Origin of the sequence: Pontibacterium sp., from assembly GCF_964228735.1 — a bacterium.
Lineage (GTDB): Bacteria > Pseudomonadota > Gammaproteobacteria > Pseudomonadales > Balneatricaceae > Pontibacterium.
The window spans coordinates 15,991-32,952 of the sequence record NZ_CAXRBQ010000061.1 but is presented as its reverse complement, the minus strand read 5'-3'; the positions used below and the strand labels follow the sequence as shown (position 1 = coordinate 32,952).

The window sequence follows — 16,962 nt, the reverse complement described above, 5'->3', positions numbered from 1 at the left end:
TTCATGAGTTTAGATGTTGATCAGGAAATTCTGGAAGACTTTCTTGTAGAAGCCGGAGAGATTCTTGAGCTGCTATCTGAACAGTTAGTGGATCTAGAGCAGCGTCCGGATGATCGCGATCTTCTTAACGCGATTTTCCGTGGTTTTCACACGGTTAAAGGTGGCGCAGGCTTCCTGCAGCTTGAGGCAATGGTCGAGTGTTGTCACAAGGCGGAAAACCTGTTCGACCAGCTGCGCAACGGCGAACTTGCTATCTCCCCTGAACTCATGGATGTGGTTCTTCAGGCGCTTGATGCAGTTAACGTCATGTTCGAGGCTGTACGGGATGGCTTGACCCCTGAACCTGCTGATCCTGGGTTGATTAACCAGTTGATCGCATTCACCAATGGCTCTGCTCCCGCGCCTGCTGCGCAAGCACCGGCAGCACCAACCCCTGCCCCGGAACCTGTTGAAGCTGCCCCGGCCCCAGTTGCGCCAGCGCCAGCTACACAGGATGCTTCGGATGCTGAATTTGATCTGTTGCTGAATGCATTGGATGAATCGAATGCAGCCAGTAAACCAGCCGCCCCTGCTGCCGCTCCCGCTGCAGGTGGTGATGAGCTGATCACCGACGACGAATTTGAAGCTCTGCTGGACGAGCTGCAATCGAAAGGCGAAGGTGCCTTCTCGCCGGGTAGCGCTGAAGCCCCTGCAGCACCTGCCACGCCGGCCGCACCTGCTGCGAAAGCGGACGATGGTCTGATTTCCGACGACGAATTTGAAGCCCTGTTGGATGACTTGCAGGCTAAAGGTGAAGGCGCATTCTCCACCAACCCTGCGGCGGAAGCACCAAAACCTGCTGCAGCTGTCGCACCACCTGTGGCACCGGTTGCTGCACCGCAGCCTATCGCGGCTCCAAAACCAGTTCCTGCGCCTACGCCTGCACCTGCAGCGCCGAAAGCTGCCGACAACAAGCCAGCACCTGCTGCCCAGCATAAGCCTGCGGCTGAGAGCAACGTTCGCGTTGATACCCGCCTGCTCGACAAGATCATGAACATGGTGGGTGAGCTGGTTCTGGTACGTAACCGTCTTGTGCGTCTGGGGGTATCCCAGGAAGACGAAGAGATGGGCAAGGCACTGGCTACGCTGGATATGGTCACTGCAGACTTGCAGATGTCGGTGATGAAAACCCGCATGCAGCCGGTGAAGAAAGTTTTTGGCCGTTTCCCTCGTCTGATTCGTGACCTCTCCCGAAGCCTGAAAAAAGAGGTGAATCTGGAGCTGCGCGGTGAAGAGACCGATCTGGATAAAAACCTGGTTGAGGCACTGGCTGACCCGTTGATCCACTTGGTCCGCAACGCGGTTGATCACGGTATTGAGTCACCGGAAGAGCGTGAACGCTTGGGTAAACCACGCGAAGGTAACGTATTGCTGTCGGCGGAACAGGAGGGTGACCACATCCTGCTGATCATTCAGGACGACGGTGCCGGTATGGATGCTGATAAGCTGCGTAACCTTGCGGTTGAGCGCGGGATGCTTGACCACGAAGCGGCAAGCCGCCTGACCGAGCAGGAATGTTACAACCTGATCTTCCAGGCCGGCTTCTCCACCAAAACCGAGATTTCCGATGTGTCCGGCCGTGGTGTGGGCATGGATGTGGTGAAAACCAAGATCACCCAGCTGAACGGTACACTGAGCATCGACTCTGTGATCGGGCAGGGCAGCCGTATCGCAATTCAGGTACCGCTGACACTGGCGATCATGCCAACCCTGATGGTTATCCTGGAAGGCCAGGCCTTTGCACTGCCATTGGTAAACGTAAATGAGATCTTTAACCTGGATCTGACCAAGACCAACATCGTTGATGGTCAGCAGGTGATTATTGTGCGCGACCAGGCGTTGCCGCTGTTCCACCTGAAGCGTTGGCTGATTGGTGGTAAGCACGACGAGAGCCTGCCGGAGCAGGGTCACGTGGTTATCGTAACGGTGGGTACACAGCGTGTAGGTTTTGTTGTTGACCAGCTGGTGGGTCAGGAAGAGGTGGTAATCAAGCCGCTGGGTACCATTCTGCATGGTACGCCGGGTCTGTCCGGTGCAACCATCACCGGTGATGGCCGCATTGCCCTGATCATTGATATTCCGAATCTGCTGAAGCGCTACGCGCGCTGATCATTGGTGGACTGAAGTGAATGTCTATGCCGGTTAGGGTGCTGATAGTTGACGATTCCAGCTTCTTTCGAAACCGAATCGCAGACCTGTTGGACGGTGATGCCCGCATAAAAGTGGTGGGTACCGCCGCCAATGGTCGTGAGGCTATTGAGCAGGTCAAACTACAGCGTCCCGACGTTGTTACCATGGACGTTGAGATGCCGGAAATGAACGGCATCGATGCGCTGCGTACGATCATGCAGCAGTCACCAGTCCATGTCATTATGCTCTCATCCCTCACCCATGAAGGGGCCCGTATTTCGATGCAGGCGCTGGAAGCGGGTGCTGCCGATTGTATCCCGAAGGATCTGCGCCAGTGGATGGGCAGCTCGTCTGATATTCAAAGTCAGCTCCGTGAACAAGTGGTTGCGCTGGGCAAAAGTCAGCGCCCCCGTGCCTTGAATGGCACCCCGTCTCTGGAGCGCAATCGAGCCCCCCTGCGTCGTACCGAGCGCAAGGAAACGCCTTCTGTGAGTGACCCCGGTGCCGCGTTGGCAGCACTGCGTCAGCGTGCTGAGGCGGCGAATACAGCGACCCGACGCCCGGAGTCCTCACATCGTGTGAGCTCAGGTGCGAAGATTCCCGACTGTAAGGTTGTGGTGATCGGTTCTTCAACCGGCGGCCCGGCGGCACTGCAGAAGATCCTGACACGTTTGCCTGCAACATTTCCCTATCCGATTATGCTGGTCCAGCATATGCCATCGACGTTCACACCAGTTTTCGCAGAGCGTCTGAATCAGCAGTGCAATATCAATGTGAAAGAGGCGGCAGACGGTGATCGTATGGTTGCAGGTACGGCCTATTTGGCGCCGGGCGGCAAGCAGTTGATTATCGACCCCAAGCAGAGCGATCGCCTGAAAGTAATGCCGGGCGATGAACGTCTGACCTACAAACCCAGCGTTGATGTCTCTTATGCCTCGGCGGCAAAAAGTTTCGGTGATAAAGTGTTGGCGGTGATCCTGACCGGCATGGGCAGTGACGGTACCGACGGTGCCCGTTTGCTCAAGCGCAGTGGTGCCACCGTGTGGGCGCAGGATGAGAACAGTTCAACCATTTATGGAATGCCGAAATCGGTGATTGAAGCCAATTTGGCAGACTCGGTACTGGATCTCGACGAGATCGGTACGCTGCTGTGTAGGCGCGGGGAGCGTTAATGGATCCAATGACGATACTGGGGGTGCTGGCTGCACTCGGGGTAGTAGTAGGTGGTCATTACCTGGATGGCGGCATGGTACACCAGTTGGTGAACTTGCCCGCGGCAATTATCGTGTTTGGAGGAACGTTTGCGGCAGCTGCAGTGCAGGCGCCAAAAGAGGAGTTTGGGCGTGCGATTCGTTTGTTGGGCTGGGCCTTTGGTGGTCAGCGTTATGACTTCCGGGAAGGTATCGACGAGCTTGTGACCTGGTGTGGCATGGTCCGTCGCGACGGCATCCTGACCCTGGAGAAAGAGCTTGAGCGTGCCCGTGACCCACTGGTGATGAACGGTCTTCAGATGCTGGTGGATGGCAAAAGCTCCGAAGCGATCCGTAATAGCTTGGGTACCGAGTTGGTGACCCTGGAGCAGAACGACCTGCGCGGTGCCAAGGTGATTGAAAGCATGGGCGGTTATGCGCCAACCCTGGGTATTATCGGTGCCGTGCTGGGTTTGATTCATGTGATGGGCAACCTGAAGAGCCCGGATGAGTTGGGTTCCGGTATCGCTCTGGCGTTTGTGGCAACCGTCTATGGTGTGGGCGTTGCCAACCTTCTGCTGATTCCGATCGCCAACAAGATCAAGGGCCTAATTCTGACCCGTTACAACTACCAGGAAATGATGCTGGAAGGTATGGCGTCAATTGCGCAGGGACAAAACCCCCACGTGGTTCGCCAGCGTCTGCAGGGTTACCTGAGATAAGTTATGCCAAGACGCAATCCACCTGAAGATTATGTGCACAACGATCGGTGGGTGATCTCCTACGCCGACTTTATCACCCTGTTGTTTGCATTCTTCGTGGTGATGTACTCCCTCTCCAGCGTGAATGAAGAGAAGTACAAAGAGCTGTCCAAAGCGCTGACCGGTGCCTTTGAAGGGGCCGGGCTTGATGCGGCGATCATCGGATCGGGCCAGGGCGCAATTATCGGTATCGGGGAAGAACCGGCGATGCCCGATATGCCAAAAGAACCGGCGCCCGACCTGGAAGCACCGGACGCAGCGGAAACCGATCAGCTCAACACCATTCGCGAGCGACTCGAACAGCGTATCAAGCCGAATGTGTCCGACCAGGACCTGAAGCTTGTCAGCAACGAGCTGTGGTTGTCGATTGAGTTGCGTTCCGGGATGTTGTTCCGTTCCGGTCAGGCTAAACCGACACCGGAAGCGGACGAGTTGTTGCAACGGTTGGCGGTGCTGTTACGGCCCTACGACAACCCGATCCATGTTGAAGGATTTACCGATGACCGGTTGATAAAGACCGCGCAGTTCCCATCCAACTGGGAGCTTTCGGCGGCCCGTGCGGCTGCGGTTGTCCGCGTTCTGACCTATTACGGTGTTGATCCGGCCCGCATGGCTGCTGTCGGGTATGGAGAGCATCAACCGGCTTACAGCAACCGCACGGAGGAGGGGCGTCAGCTCAACCGGCGTGTGGTGATTGTGGTTTCGCGTGATGAAAAAGTCAGGCGCACCCTGTCTGCGTTTGGTAGTCAGCAGGTGAGTAAAGATGCCGTGTCTACGGTGATTGCTACAGACCCGAGTGAGTCAGAGGATTCACCGGTGATTGAGCAGGTTCAGACCGCCTCTGGCGGCAAACTGTTCCGTCAGGTGATACCTGAGTTGGAATCTGAACCTCAGGAAGATGAGTGAGTACGTATGCAGGTATGGACCGTCGCAAACCAAAAGGGTGGCGTAGGTAAAACCACCACTGTTGTCAGTCTGGCCGGACTTCTGGCGGAAGTTGGCTATCGGGTGCTGTTGGTCGATCTTGACCCACACGGTTCCCTGACAAGCTATTTCGGCTACGATCCCGACGAGCTGGAATTCAGCGTATTTGACCTGTTTGAGGGCAGTAATCCGATCAGCAATGGGTCCGTGCATCGGATGTTGCTGGAAACCTCCCACGAGCGTCTTGAGTTGATGCCGGCATCTACTGCTTTGGCAACATTGGAACGCCGTGCGGTAGGCCAGGAAGGCATGGGGCTTCAGATCGCCCGCGCGCTGCTGACCGTGCGTGAAGAATACGACTACGTCATCATCGATACGCCGCCGATTCTAGGTGTGCTGATGGTGAATGCACTGGCGGCCTGTCAGTACCTGCTGGTACCGGTACAGACTGAATTCCTGGCGCTGAAAGGTCTGGAACGGATGGTACGTACCATCGGCATGATCAACCAGGCCCGCAAGAATAAGCTGAACTACACCATCATCCCTACGTTTTACGACCGGCGGGCACACGCGTCTGTGACCAGTTTGCGCGAATTGCACAATCGTTATCCGGACCGCATCTCCAGTGCGATTGTGCCGGTTGATCCTGAGTTGCGTAACGCCAGTATCAAAGGGCTTGTTCCTTCATCCGTAGATTCCAGCAGTCGTGGTGTGCATGCCTATGCCCGTATTTTGCGCACCTTGGTAGAGTCTCAGAAACAGGAGGCGACCGTATGAGCAAGTCGGAGCAGGATAACGAATTCTACGCGCCAAAGACCGGCAATCAGCAGGTTGTGTTTGATTACCTCGAGTCCCTGTTAGAAGACCCGGATACCCTGGCGCATGACACCATGGAAGAGCTGAAAGCGATAGGTGCGCTGGAGCGCGCAGAGCCTCAGGCAAAGCCTGTTGTTGAAGACATTCCACCTGAGGAAACAGAATCTGACGAAGCTTTTTCAGAAGCTCCGGTATTTGAAGAGTCTGTTGCTGCAGAGGACGAGTTGTCTCAGGCCGTTGTCCCTGAGATCGAAGATGCTGCTGTAGACCCGGAGCCAGAGCAGCTGTTGGAAGAAGAACTGCTTGAGCCTGAAGCGTTTTCTGAACCAGAACTCTCCTTTGAGGAGCTTGAACTGGTCGTTACACCCGCCGACTTGATGGGCGAAGAGACCGATGTCACTGCTGATACTCAGCTGATCGATTTCGAACCAGAAACCGAATTGCAGCCAGAGTGTCAGGAAGAGCCGGCATTGGAAGAAGTGGTATTGGACGAGCCAGAGGTCTTCTCAGAGCCGGATGTTCCACAACCGGTACTAGAGAATGTATCTGCCGTCGCCGATCCGACCGTCCCTGCTCCAGACATAACACCGGAGCCGGTTCAGGAAGCCGCACCTGTGGCAGTGCCAGCCGTTGATAACACGCCGAAACCGGCCCTGCATGTGGCTGAAGACGTGCTGAACTGTATCCTGTTTCAGCTGCAGGGGCTGACGCTAGCCATCCCTGTAGACGATGTGGAGGGGGCGGTTTCCATGGAGCGTCTGACCTTACACTTCGATATGGATCACGATTGGGTATTGGGTTTCTTTAATGCAATGGGGAAAGAGACCAGTGTTGTTGATACCGGTAACTGGCTGTTGCCAGGGCGATTTGACGCATCCCAGGCCAACTACGAAGAGGTGCTGATCCTCAAGGGGCGTCGTTGGGCGTTGGCGTGTGATACCTTGGTGAAGTCGATGCGTATGCAGCACAGCGATATTGTATGGGCGGGTGAGAACAAATCACGTCCCTGGTTGCTGGGCACTAACATGGCAGAGCGCTGCGCGATTCTGGATGTGGACAAACTGCAGATACTACTGAACCAGCAAGCGTAATGTTTTGCGGACTGTATAAAGCGGGAATGCTTTAGTATCCTTAGGTCTGTATCCCACAGTATCGGAGCTCGCCGTGGCGGATTTTTCCATCTGGACACCCATCTTTGCACTTCTCAGTTTGCTGGCATTGGTAAGCTGTGTTGTGCTGTTTAGACGGGTGCGTGAGCATGAGCGCCGCCAACAGGTGCTGATTGGGCTACTGCGCAACGAGATCCAGGCCATAACCAACTCATCGATTGGCATGGGGCGCCGTGTAGTTGAGATCGAGCAAAAGCTCAATACAACTGCGGAAAAACAGCTGGAACTGGAAAATCGTGATCCGGGTGCCATGGCCTTCAATCAGGCGGCAAGACTGATGGAGATGGGGGCTAACGTGGATGATCTGGTGGAAAGCTGTGGTATCGGTCGTCCTGAAGCAGAGCTGATGGCCTTGCTGCACCAGGAGCTTAAAGCCACTGAAGCACTGAACCACCAGAAGTAATCTCAGGCGTCCTTGGTACGCCGGTCAGTTCTCACTCTTAAGGCTGTACGCAAACGCAATCACTTCCGCTATTGCCCGGTAGAGGGTTTCCGGAATCTCGTCCCCCACGTGCAGGCGAACCAGTACTTCCACAAGCTCAGGGCTTTCGTGGATGTGAACGCCACTCTCCTCAGCTAGCGCAATGATCTGCTCCGCAATCAGGCCCTGGCCTTTGGCAGCCACGGTCGGGGCCGTCTGTTCGCCCAGCTTGTACTTCAGCGCAACGGCTTGTTGGCGTTTTTCGGTATCGGTCATGTGTGGATATCCACCAGGTGTTTCTGGATCAGTTCACCTTCTCGGTTTGGTGAATGACCGTGGTAACAGTTGAGCTCGGGTTCGGCAAAGCCCTTGTCCTGCAAGAGTTGCCCGAAATCCTGCAGTTGCTTCTGGATATGACGTTGTGTCGCCTTTTCGTCACACCAGAACTGCACCTGTATCTGTTCATCCCCGGTGAGTTTTATCTCGGCATCCACCGCGCCAAATTCCTCCAGGTCAAAGTGAAGGCGCGCCCGCCACAGTGTGGCGAATTCGTGATCCCCTTGTCCGCTGCGTTCCTGGCTGATGCGTAGCTCCAGATTATCGGTACGGTTGTTACCAATGATCGGGATGTCGAGCTGAATGACACGTTCAAAACTGCCGTCGGGGGCTTCCTTCCATTGCTGCAGTGAAGAGACCTGATTATGGGTAATTCGCGACTGCATATTCTGGATCAGCTGTTCCATCCGCTGCCGTTGTTCAACAGGCAGGTCGGCACTGGCTTGCTGTAATTGTCGTAACAGGCCTTTGAGGTCGTTTTTCTCCGGGACCTTGCCGGAAGCCAGATTGAATTCGGTCTGCATACCGCCGGATTGAACATTGCGTTGCAGCGTCTGTGGTGCTTCGGGCGTGCCCGGGCGAACGCCAAACAGCTGCAGCATAGAGCGTACCAGACCGGACACCTCGGGTTTGGCCGTTTGTGTTTGTGCTGCTGAGCTTTGTAACTGCGCCAGCACATCGCCCACCGGTTGTTGGTTAGGCAGGGCATTACGCAGGGCATCCTGAATCGCACTTTGCTCCCGCTGCACACTGTCGATGTTGCCTGGTTGTGGCTGAACGCGCGCCGAGATCTGCCCTTCCATATCCCGACTGATCAGCAACGGTGTATTGGGTTGCAGCGCTGTGCTGGCTTGCAGCGTCGTGGATTGCCCGTTTGTCAGCCGGATATCGATGTTGAAGCTTACATTGGATGTCGCTTGTTGCGCCGCCGGGGTTGCTGTCTGAGCTGCGGGCGTAGGTATGTTTGCCGCTGTATTGCTTGCAGGTTGATTGCCGGGCGTAGCCGCAGTCGCGGTAGGAGCGGTGGCAGCGGATGTTGAGGCAGCTGGTTGCGTCATCGGGGCAGATGGTGATGATGGCCCCTGAGGCGGTGGTGAGGCTGTCTGATTAGGTGCCGATGTTGTGGCTGTATGTGTGGGGCTCGCTGGCGCAGGAGCTGCTGGCGCTGTTCCGGCCTGAGTCGTAGTGACGGATGGTTGACTTGATACGGTGCTGACCGGTGGCGCTGTTATTTGGACCGAGGTGCTGCTTTGTCCGGCTGTGTTGCCTACGATGTTTGCGCCTGTCTGGGGGGCTGGAGGTACTGGAGGCGCAGGTTGTGCTGGCAGCTGCGTGGTCGCCGCAGTAACGGTTGCAGACAGCTGTGATTGAGAAACTGCCGGTGCCGATTGTGGTGCCGGACTCGGTGTCGTCGGATTGCCCGCTTGTTGGGGGGCATTGCCAGGGATCGGTCGGGAATACGTTGCACCGCCCGTGGCGTTTGGATTAGCGCTGCCGCTGCTCGTTGGTGTTGGTGCCAACGGCGTGCTTTTGATCACCGTACCTTCTGTGGTTGTGCCTTTGTTGATCGGGATCAGTTCCGAGCTGGCTTTGAGGCTGATAACCTGCGCCACGACCTTAGCCTGCGTCGGTACCACTGTCTGGGCCTGTGTTTGTGCCGATGTCTGGGGCAGGATCGAAGCTTGTTGTGATGCCGCATGTAACAAAGCGTTGGCAGGTGTTGGTACCGGTGCGGAGGCTGCTGGCGGTTGTTGCAGCAGGATCTTGCCGTCACTGGTGAGACTGATTTTCAGCAAATTACCGCTTTGCAGTGGCTGCTGTGTGATCAATTGTACCGTCTTTCCGTTTACCTCCAGGGTGATGCGTGCGCTGCCACTGCCACCGGGTTCGGCAGTGGACCTGAGTACTCTGGCATCCTGGGGTTTATCCTGGCTTAACACCTGATTGAGCGTACGCTGGGTTTCCGGCGGACTCTCACGTAGGGCTAAAGACAGGGTGGAAATTTGCGGAAACAATACTTTTCTCCATAGTGACGGCTGCTGCACTGGTTGTGAATTCGTATATAATGAGCCGCTAAATTATTGTGTCGGCAATGCCGCATTAAAGTATAGAAATAAGCCGGGGTTTCGGCTTGGGGTGGGTGTTTTGTCCGAGCCGCTGTTAACGGTAGAACGGCTTTTCTGTGAACGGGACGACCGTATTCTCTTTGATAACCTGTCTTTCGATGTGAAACAAGGTGAAGTTGTTCAGATCGAAGGTCAGAACGGAAGTGGTAAAACCACGTTGCTGCGCATTTTGAGTGGATTGTCCCGCAACTTTGAGGGCGATATCTACTGGAAAGGCGATCACATCTCCGATGTCGCGGAAGATTTTCGACTCTCGTTGCTGTACTTCGGGCACCAGCCGGGTGTCAAAGCGATTCTTACCCCTGAAGAAAACCTTAATTGGTATGCGGCGATGCACCCCTCCATCGACCAGCAACGTATCTTTGACGCGCTGGAACAGGTGGGCCTGAAAGGCTATGAGGATGTACCTTGTCACATGTTGTCTGCGGGCCAGAACCGCCGTGTCAGTCTGGCGCGCCTGTACTTGAGTAATGCGCGATTGTGGATTCTGGATGAACCATTCACCGCGATCGATAAGCGCGGTGTGGCAGAAAAGGAAGCGCTGATCGCACGCCATGCTGAACAGGGCGGTAGCGTGATTCTGACGACCCACCACGAACTGAATATGGGCGATCGGGTCCGTCGAATTAATCTCGATAAACTGGCCGGAACTTCATGAGCGAAATGCTGACTAAAGAGCCGGTGCGAACCGGGGAGCAGTCTATAGGCGGGTTATTCCTGGCTGTTTTGAAACGAGATCTGCTGTTGTCCTATCGTTGCCGCAGTGACCTGGTCAACCCTCTGATCTTTTTCCTGATGGTAGCCACACTATTTCCGCTGGGGGTTAGCCCCGAGCCGGATTTTTTGGCGCAGGTGGCGCCGGGTGTGGTGTGGGTGGCGGCTTTACTGGCAACCCTGCTGTCGATGGACAGTGTTTTCCGGTCTGACTACGAAGACGGCACACTTGAACAAACATTATTGAGCCCACAGCCCTTGTTTGTGGTGGTGCTGGGTAAGATTACGGCGCATTGGATGCTAACCGGCTTACCTCTGGCGTTGTTGGCTCCTTTGCTGGGCGTGATGCTCTTCCTGCCGGAAGGCGGTATGGGCGGGCTGATGCTCAGTTTGCTGCTGGGTACTCCGACGCTGAGCTTGGTGGGTGCCATTGGTGCAGCACTGACGGTGGGACTGCGTAAGGGGGGAGTATTGATCTCCCTGCTGGTATTACCGTTGTATATTCCGGTGCTGATATTTGGTACCAGCGCGGTGCAGGCTGCCGTGACCGGCTTGCCGCTGGATGGGTATATTGCACTGTTAGGCGCAATGCTGGCACTGGGTATCGGATTGGCGCCGTTGGCTGTGGGTGCAGCTTTAAGAATTTCCGTGAGCGGATAAGGGTAAAAATGGCTGAGAAGAAAAAATGGATGCCACGCTGGTTCTATCAGATGGCATCACCCCGCTGGAGTTACGAGATCATGGGCAAGTTGATGCCCTGGTTCGCGATCCCAGCAGCGGTATTGTTAGTGTTGGGTATTGCCTGGGCGCTGGCATTTGCGCCGCAGGACTACCAACAGGGTAACAGTTTCCGCATCATCTATATCCATGTACCTTCCGCGATTCTTGCCCAGTCCTGCTACATGTTGATGGCGGTGGCCGGTGCAATCGGTCTGATCTGGAAAATGAAAGTGGCCGATATGGTGGCCAAATCCTGTGCGCCGATCGGTGCGACCATGGCGATTCTGGCGCTGGCAACCGGTGCGATCTGGGGCAAACCGACCTGGGGTTCCTGGTGGGTGTGGGATGCGCGCCTGACCTCCATGCTGATTCTGTTGTTCCTGTATCTGGGGGTAATCGCCCTCAACTCTGCCTTTGAAAGTGAAGCCACCGCCGCCCAGGCAACCGCTGTTCTGGCACTGGTTGGTCTGGTCAACATTCCGATTATTAAATACTCCGTCGAGTGGTGGAACACGCTGCACCAGCCAGCAACCTTTACGTTAACCGAACGTCCGGCCATGCCCGCAGAGATGTGGGTGCCCCTGCTTATTATGGTCATAGGGTTCTACTGTTTCTTTGCCGTCTCCCTGATGATGCGCACCCGTAACGAGATTATTCATCGTGAACGCCGTGCCAGCTGGGTACGCGAACTGATCGAAAAGCAGTGAGGTGAGTGTGAGTTTCGACAGTTTTTCCGAGTTTTTGGCCATGGGTGGACATGGCATATACGTGTGGCTCAGTTATGCCATCGCGTTGGTTCTGTTTGTTATCAATCTGGCGAGTCCGCTGCTACGTAAAAAACAGCTGATATCCGAGCTTAAACGTCGTCTTCGCAGGGAGAAAAGTACCTCATGAATCCAAAACGTAAACAACGATTGATCATTGTATTGTTCATCGTCTTCGGCGTAGGGATTGCGGTGGGGCTGACTATGTTTGCGCTGAGTCAGAACATCAATCTGTTCTACTCGCCAACACAGATCGTGAAAGGTGAGGCACCGGAAAATACCCGAATCCGTGCCGGCGGTATGGTGGTTGAGGGCAGCGTTAAGCGTGATCCGAACAGCCTGAAAGTGAGCTTTGGCATGACCGATTACGCGGAAAGCGTCACCGTTGAATACACTGGCATCCTGCCCGACCTGTTCCGCGAGGGGCAGGGTATAGTGGCGCAGGGTGTAATGGACGAAGCAGGTATTTTCCAGGCCAGTGAAGTACTGGCAAAACACGATGAGAACTATATGCCGCCAGAAGTGGCGGATGCTCTGGAAAAAGCGGGCAAGATGCCTAAGCCAGAGGCCGAGGAGTTTAATAAATGATCCCTGAACTTGGCCAATATGCGCTAATTCTTGCGCTGTGTCTTGCGGCGTTGCTATCGGTTGTTCCGCTGGTAGGTGCTACCACCGGCAACCAGTTGTGGATGGGTTATGCCCGTCCACTGTCCAAGGGCATGTTTCTGTTCCTGGTGATCAGCATCTTCTGTTTGGGGTATGCGTTTGTCGTTGATGACTTCTCAGTTGTTTACGTCGCTTCCAACTCCAATACCGCGCTACCGGTTTACTACAAGATCAGCGCGATCTGGGGCGGTCACGAGGGTTCCCTGCTGCTGTGGGTGGTGATTCTCGGTGGCTGGATCTATGCCGTTGCGGTTAAAAGCCACAACCTACCGCAGGACATTGTTGCCCGCGTGCTGTCGGTGATGGGGATTGTCGCTGTAGGTTTTATCCTATTTACCCTGCTGACTTCCAGTCCGTTCGAACGTCACCTGCCGATGTATCCTCAGGAAGGTGGTGACCTGAACCCGCTGCTGCAGGATATCGGTCTGATTATCCACCCGCCGATGCTGTACATGGGGTATGTGGGTTTCGCCGTTGCCTTCGCGTTTGCCATTGCTGCGCTGCTGAGTGGTCAGTTGGATGCTGCATGGGCGCGTTGGTCCCGTCCCTGGACAAACGTTGCCTGGGCCTTTCTGACGCTGGGTATTGCGCTGGGTAGCTGGTGGGCATACTACGAGCTGGGCTGGGGTGGCTGGTGGTTCTGGGATCCGGTCGAGAACGCATCCTTTATGCCGTGGCTGGTGGGCACTGCGCTGATCCACAGTTTGGCTGTGACCGAAAAGCGTGGAGTATTCAAGAGCTGGACCGTGTTGCTGGCGATTTTTACCTTCTCCCTAAGCCTGCTGGGTACCTTCCTGGTGCGTTCTGGTGTGCTGACCTCGGTACACGCATTCGCGTCTGACCCTGAGCGTGGTTACTTTATTCTGGCGTTGCTGGCGATCACCATCGGTGGCTCGTTGTTGCTCTATGCCATCAAGGCTGCGCACGTGAAGGCCGAATCCTCATTTGAACTGGTTTCACGCGAATCCTTCCTGCTGCTGAATAACATTGTGCTGGTTGTCGTGGCGTTTATGGTCCTGCTGGGCACATTGTATCCACTGCTGCTGGATGCACTGCAGATGGGTAAGATCTCCGTCGGTGCGCCGTACTTTAACGCCATGTTTATTCCGCTGATGTCGGTGCTGGTGGTGCTGATGGGTATCGGTGCGATTGCCCGCTGGAAAGCCACCAAGGGTGAATTCCTGATCAAGCAGCTTTGGCTACCGGGTGTCCTGGCGGTAGTTGTGGGTGTGCTGGTCTCCCTGTTTGGCGGCATCGACTACGACTGGCGTGCAATGGGCAGCCTGATCCTGTGTTTCTGGATTGTATTTTCCGGTATGCGGGATATGTACAACCGTGTAGCCAACAAGAAATTACCGATCAAAGCGCTGGCTAACTTCTCCTTGAGTTACTATGGCATGGTGTTGGCGCACGTGGGTGTGGCTGTTTGCATCGTAGGTATCGCGATGGTAGAGCTTTACAGCGAAGAGCGTGATATGCGCATGGCACCGGGCGATCGTCTGGCGTTTAAGCACTACGAGTTTGTGTTTGAAGGATCACAGCGTGTGACCGGACCTAACTACCGCTCAGATATGGGCCGTATCGTGGTGCTGAAAGATGGCGAGCCGTACTCCGTAATGAATCCGGAAAAACGTCTCTACAACGCGCGTGGCAATGTGATGACCGAAGCCGCGATCGATCCGGGCTTGTTCCGGGATCTGTATGTTGCGTTGGGTGAGCCGCTGGAAGGTGGTGCTTGGGCGGTGCGTATGCAGTACAAACCGTTTGTGCGCTGGATCTGGCTGGGCGGTCTGATGATGACCTTTGGTGGCATGCTGGCTGCGGCAGATAAGCGCTACCGTAAACAGGCGAAGCGCCGCGAGGCCAAGCCTGTAGCGACTGAACCTGAGTTTGCGTGAGGAAGAGTTAAGATGCGCCGTTTTTTCCTGTTTGTACCGTTAGTTGTTTTCTTTGTAATGGGTATCTTTCTCTACCGTGGCCTGCAGCTTGATCCAACCGAGCTACCGTCTGCGCTGATCGATAAACCGTTGCCTGAGTTCAGCATGAGTTCGCTGTACGACGAGCAGCGTCAGATCACCCCGGCAGACCTGAAAGGCAAGCCTGCGTTGCTGAACGTCTGGGCGACCTGGTGCCCGTCCTGTAAAGAGGAACACGCCCAGCTCAACAAGATCAAAGAAGAGGGTTACACCATCTACGGTGTGAACTACAAAGACGATCGCGGCAAAGCCAAAGAGTGGCTGCGACGTTACCTTGATCCGTATGCGGAAAATATCTTTGACGACAAAGGTGCCCTGGGTCTGGATCTGGGGGTATATGGTGCACCCGAGACCTATGTGATTGATGCCAACGGTGTGATCCGCTACAAACATGTAGGTGTGGTTGACCAGCGCGTGTGGGACCAGTTGCGTCCTCTGATGGATAAGCTGGCGTCCGGGGAGGTGGTAGGTCAATGATCCGCTGGTTCACCGCACTGTTGTTGCTGGTATCGGTGCATGCTACGGCAGCGATCGATACCTACGAATTCCAAGATGAAGAGACCCGTCAGCGTTTCCAGCAGCTGACGGAAGAGCTTCGTTGTCCGAAGTGTCAGAACCAGAACCTGGCCGACTCCAACTCCCCGATCGCAAAAGACTTGCGTCACGAGGTTTATCGCATGTTGGGTGAAGGGGAAACCGATGCGCAGATTGCAGATTTCATGGTTGCCCGTTACGGCGAGTTTGTGCTGTATAAACCGCGCAAGGATCTTTCCACCTACCTGTTGTGGTACGGCCCGTTTGCGCTGCTTCTGGTTGGTGTTGTGGTGGTGTTTGTGATGACACGACGCAAGTCTTCAGGCGCAAAGACGGATGATAAACCAGCGCTTGATGAATCCCAACGTCAGCAGCTTAACTCTCTTCTTGATCAGGATACCGACAAATGACGGGTTTATGGGGTGGTATTGCAGTACTGACACTGCTGGCTATCGGTTTTGTGTTCTGGCCGCTGTTCCGTGCTAGAAAACTACAACAGGTTGAGCAGGCTGAGGATCGTAAACACCAGAATATCGATATCTTCCGTGAACGCGTTGAAGAGCTTGATGCGGAGCTGAGAAGCGGCAGTCTGGAACAGGCCGAGTATGACGAACTCAAGCTCGAGCTGGAAAAAAACCTGCTGAACGATGCGGCGGTGGAAGAGGAGCAGGTGGCGCCACTGAAGCTCACCAGCGGCACCGCAGTGACGGTTACTCTGCTGGCGATGGTGATGACCACCGCTGCCTTTGGTCTGTATGGCAAATTGGGGCGCTCTGTGGATCTTGAGCTGGCCCTGAACGCAGAAGAGGGCTTGCAGCAGAATCAGCAACCGTCCATCGAGGACGCGTTGGCGATGCTGGAAGCTGAGCTGAAACAACGCCCGGATAACGCCGAAGGCTGGTACATGCTGGGCACCACCTACATCGGCATGAAGCGTTACGATGAAGGTTTGGCGGCGTTGCGCAAGTCGATTGAGTTGCTGCCGGAAGAAGCGCCGCAATATGCCGGGGTGATGGGGCAGTACGCGCAGGCGCTGTACTTCGCCAGCGGGAATAAGATTACTCAGGACGTACGGGACCAGATCGACCGTACCTTGGCGCTTGAGCCGTTTGAGATCACAACACTGGGTTTGCTGGGGATTGACGCATTCGAACAGCAGAACTACCAGGGCGCTATCGATTACTGGAGCAAGGCGCTGGTCAATGCGGATGGTGAGGCGGCAAATTCACTCAAGTCCGGAATTCAGACCGCTCGAGACCGCCTTGAAGCGCAAGGTGCAGCGGCAGTGGAGCCTGAAGCTACAACCGATACTGCGACTGCCCAGATACGTGTTCAGTTGAGCATTGACGAGTCCCTGAAAGCGCAGGTGAACCCAGAGCAGATTGTATTTGTTTTTGCCCGCCCGGTGGGTGGTCGCATGCCGTTAGCCGCTGTACGTTTGCAAGTGTCTCAGCTGCCACTTGAAGTGGTGCTGGACGATTCCTCCGCAATGTCACCTCAGGCGAAACTGTCTCAGCAGACAGAGGTCGAAGTAACAGCACGTGTATCACTGAGCGGCCAGCCACAGGCCTCCGCGGGTGATTTGTATGGCACAGTGAGTCCTGTTCAGGTTGGTGCTGACAACAATGAACTTACGTTGGTTATTGATCGAGTTGTCGACTAATTTTATAGTCTGA

Annotated in this window: 18 protein-coding genes; 16 read left to right on the top strand and 2 right to left on the bottom strand. The window is 55.2% G+C overall.

Annotated features, from left to right (window positions below; translation table 11 throughout):
* Positions 1–3 precede the first annotated feature (3 nt).
* The 7 genes from ACEQ15_RS06495 (at position 4) to ACEQ15_RS06465 (ending at position 7,432) form a co-directional block, all read left to right on the top strand.
* The gene (locus ACEQ15_RS06495) at positions 4–2,148 is read left to right on the top strand and encodes a chemotaxis protein CheA (protein WP_370278274.1); all 2,145 of its coding nucleotides are present in this window, start codon (positions 4–6) and stop codon (positions 2,146–2,148) included.
* A gap of 20 nt (positions 2,149–2,168) precedes the next feature.
* Positions 2,169–3,341 (top strand): chemotaxis response regulator protein-glutamate methylesterase, encoded by a 1,173-nt coding sequence (locus tag ACEQ15_RS06490; protein WP_370278273.1) that lies wholly within the window; start codon positions 2,169–2,171, stop codon positions 3,339–3,341.
* Positions 3,341–4,081, top strand: coding sequence for a flagellar motor protein (locus tag ACEQ15_RS06485; protein ID WP_370278272.1), 741 nt, complete (start codon positions 3,341–3,343; stop codon positions 4,079–4,081). Before ACEQ15_RS06490 ends, ACEQ15_RS06485 begins: the two co-directional genes overlap by 1 nt.
* Before the next feature lie 3 nt (positions 4,082–4,084).
* Complete coding sequence (motD, locus tag ACEQ15_RS06480) at positions 4,085–5,026, top strand: flagellar motor protein MotD (RefSeq protein ID WP_370278271.1); 942 nt, start codon at positions 4,085–4,087, stop codon at positions 5,024–5,026.
* 6 nt (positions 5,027–5,032) lie between these two features.
* Positions 5,033–5,821, top strand: coding sequence for a ParA family protein (locus ACEQ15_RS06475; protein WP_370278270.1), 789 nt, complete (start codon positions 5,033–5,035; stop codon positions 5,819–5,821).
* Entirely contained in the window at positions 5,818–6,951 is a 1,134-nt protein-coding gene (locus ACEQ15_RS06470) for a chemotaxis protein CheW (RefSeq protein WP_370278269.1), read from the top strand. Before ACEQ15_RS06475 ends, ACEQ15_RS06470 begins: the two co-directional genes overlap by 4 nt.
* A gap of 73 nt (positions 6,952–7,024) precedes the next feature.
* Positions 7,025–7,432 carry a DUF2802 domain-containing protein gene (locus tag ACEQ15_RS06465; RefSeq protein WP_370278268.1) on the top strand — a complete coding sequence of 136 codons (408 nt, stop codon included), beginning with the start codon at positions 7,025–7,027 and terminating at the stop codon, positions 7,430–7,432.
* A gap of 24 nt (positions 7,433–7,456) precedes the next feature.
* Here the strand turns inward: ACEQ15_RS06465 and ACEQ15_RS06460 are convergent, their stop codons facing one another.
* Complete coding sequence (locus tag ACEQ15_RS06460) at positions 7,457–7,726, bottom strand: EscU/YscU/HrcU family type III secretion system export apparatus switch protein (RefSeq protein WP_370278267.1); 270 nt, start codon at positions 7,724–7,726, stop codon at positions 7,457–7,459.
* On the bottom strand, positions 7,723–9,801 hold the full coding sequence (locus ACEQ15_RS06455; RefSeq protein ID WP_370278266.1) for a flagellar hook-length control protein FliK: 2,079 nt from the start codon (positions 9,799–9,801) through the stop codon (positions 7,723–7,725). The genes ACEQ15_RS06460 and ACEQ15_RS06455 overlap by 4 nt, the downstream gene beginning before the upstream one ends.
* Before the next feature lie 130 nt (positions 9,802–9,931).
* On the opposite strand from ACEQ15_RS06455, the gene ccmA reads away from it, so the two are divergent.
* From ccmA to ccmI, 9 genes are read left to right on the top strand one after another with little or no spacing between them, the layout of a single operon-like run.
* Positions 9,932–10,570 (top strand): cytochrome c biogenesis heme-transporting ATPase CcmA, encoded by a 639-nt coding sequence (ccmA, locus tag ACEQ15_RS06450; RefSeq protein ID WP_370278265.1) that lies wholly within the window; start codon positions 9,932–9,934, stop codon positions 10,568–10,570.
* Positions 10,567–11,286 carry a heme exporter protein CcmB gene (gene ccmB / locus ACEQ15_RS06445; RefSeq protein ID WP_370278264.1) on the top strand — a complete coding sequence of 240 codons (720 nt, stop codon included), beginning with the start codon at positions 10,567–10,569 and terminating at the stop codon, positions 11,284–11,286. Before ccmA ends, ccmB begins: the two co-directional genes overlap by 4 nt.
* Before the next feature lie 8 nt (positions 11,287–11,294).
* A complete protein-coding gene (locus tag ACEQ15_RS06440) occupies positions 11,295–12,053 on the top strand; it encodes a heme ABC transporter permease (RefSeq protein ID WP_370278263.1) in 759 nt (252 codons plus the stop codon).
* Positions 12,054–12,093: 40 nt separating this feature from the next.
* Positions 12,094–12,240: a heme exporter protein CcmD gene (gene ccmD / locus ACEQ15_RS06435; RefSeq protein WP_370278286.1), complete on the top strand. Its 147-nt coding sequence runs from the start codon at positions 12,094–12,096 to the stop codon at positions 12,238–12,240.
* Positions 12,237–12,698 (top strand): cytochrome c maturation protein CcmE, encoded by a 462-nt coding sequence (ccmE, locus tag ACEQ15_RS06430; RefSeq protein ID WP_370278262.1) that lies wholly within the window; start codon positions 12,237–12,239, stop codon positions 12,696–12,698. Before ccmD ends, ccmE begins: the two co-directional genes overlap by 4 nt.
* A complete protein-coding gene (locus tag ACEQ15_RS06425; protein ID WP_370278261.1) occupies positions 12,695–14,674 on the top strand; it encodes a heme lyase CcmF/NrfE family subunit in 1,980 nt (659 codons plus the stop codon). Before ccmE ends, ACEQ15_RS06425 begins: the two co-directional genes overlap by 4 nt.
* 12 nt (positions 14,675–14,686) lie before the next feature.
* A complete protein-coding gene (locus ACEQ15_RS06420) occupies positions 14,687–15,229 on the top strand; it encodes a DsbE family thiol:disulfide interchange protein (RefSeq protein ID WP_370278260.1) in 543 nt (180 codons plus the stop codon).
* Positions 15,226–15,696: a cytochrome c-type biogenesis protein CcmH gene (locus ACEQ15_RS06415; protein ID WP_370278259.1), complete on the top strand. Its 471-nt coding sequence runs from the start codon at positions 15,226–15,228 to the stop codon at positions 15,694–15,696. The genes ACEQ15_RS06420 and ACEQ15_RS06415 overlap by 4 nt, the downstream gene beginning before the upstream one ends.
* Entirely contained in the window at positions 15,693–16,949 is a 1,257-nt protein-coding gene (gene ccmI, locus ACEQ15_RS06410; protein ID WP_370278258.1) for a c-type cytochrome biogenesis protein CcmI, read from the top strand. Before ACEQ15_RS06415 ends, ccmI begins: the two co-directional genes overlap by 4 nt.
* The last annotated feature ends 13 nt before the right edge of the window (positions 16,950–16,962 follow it).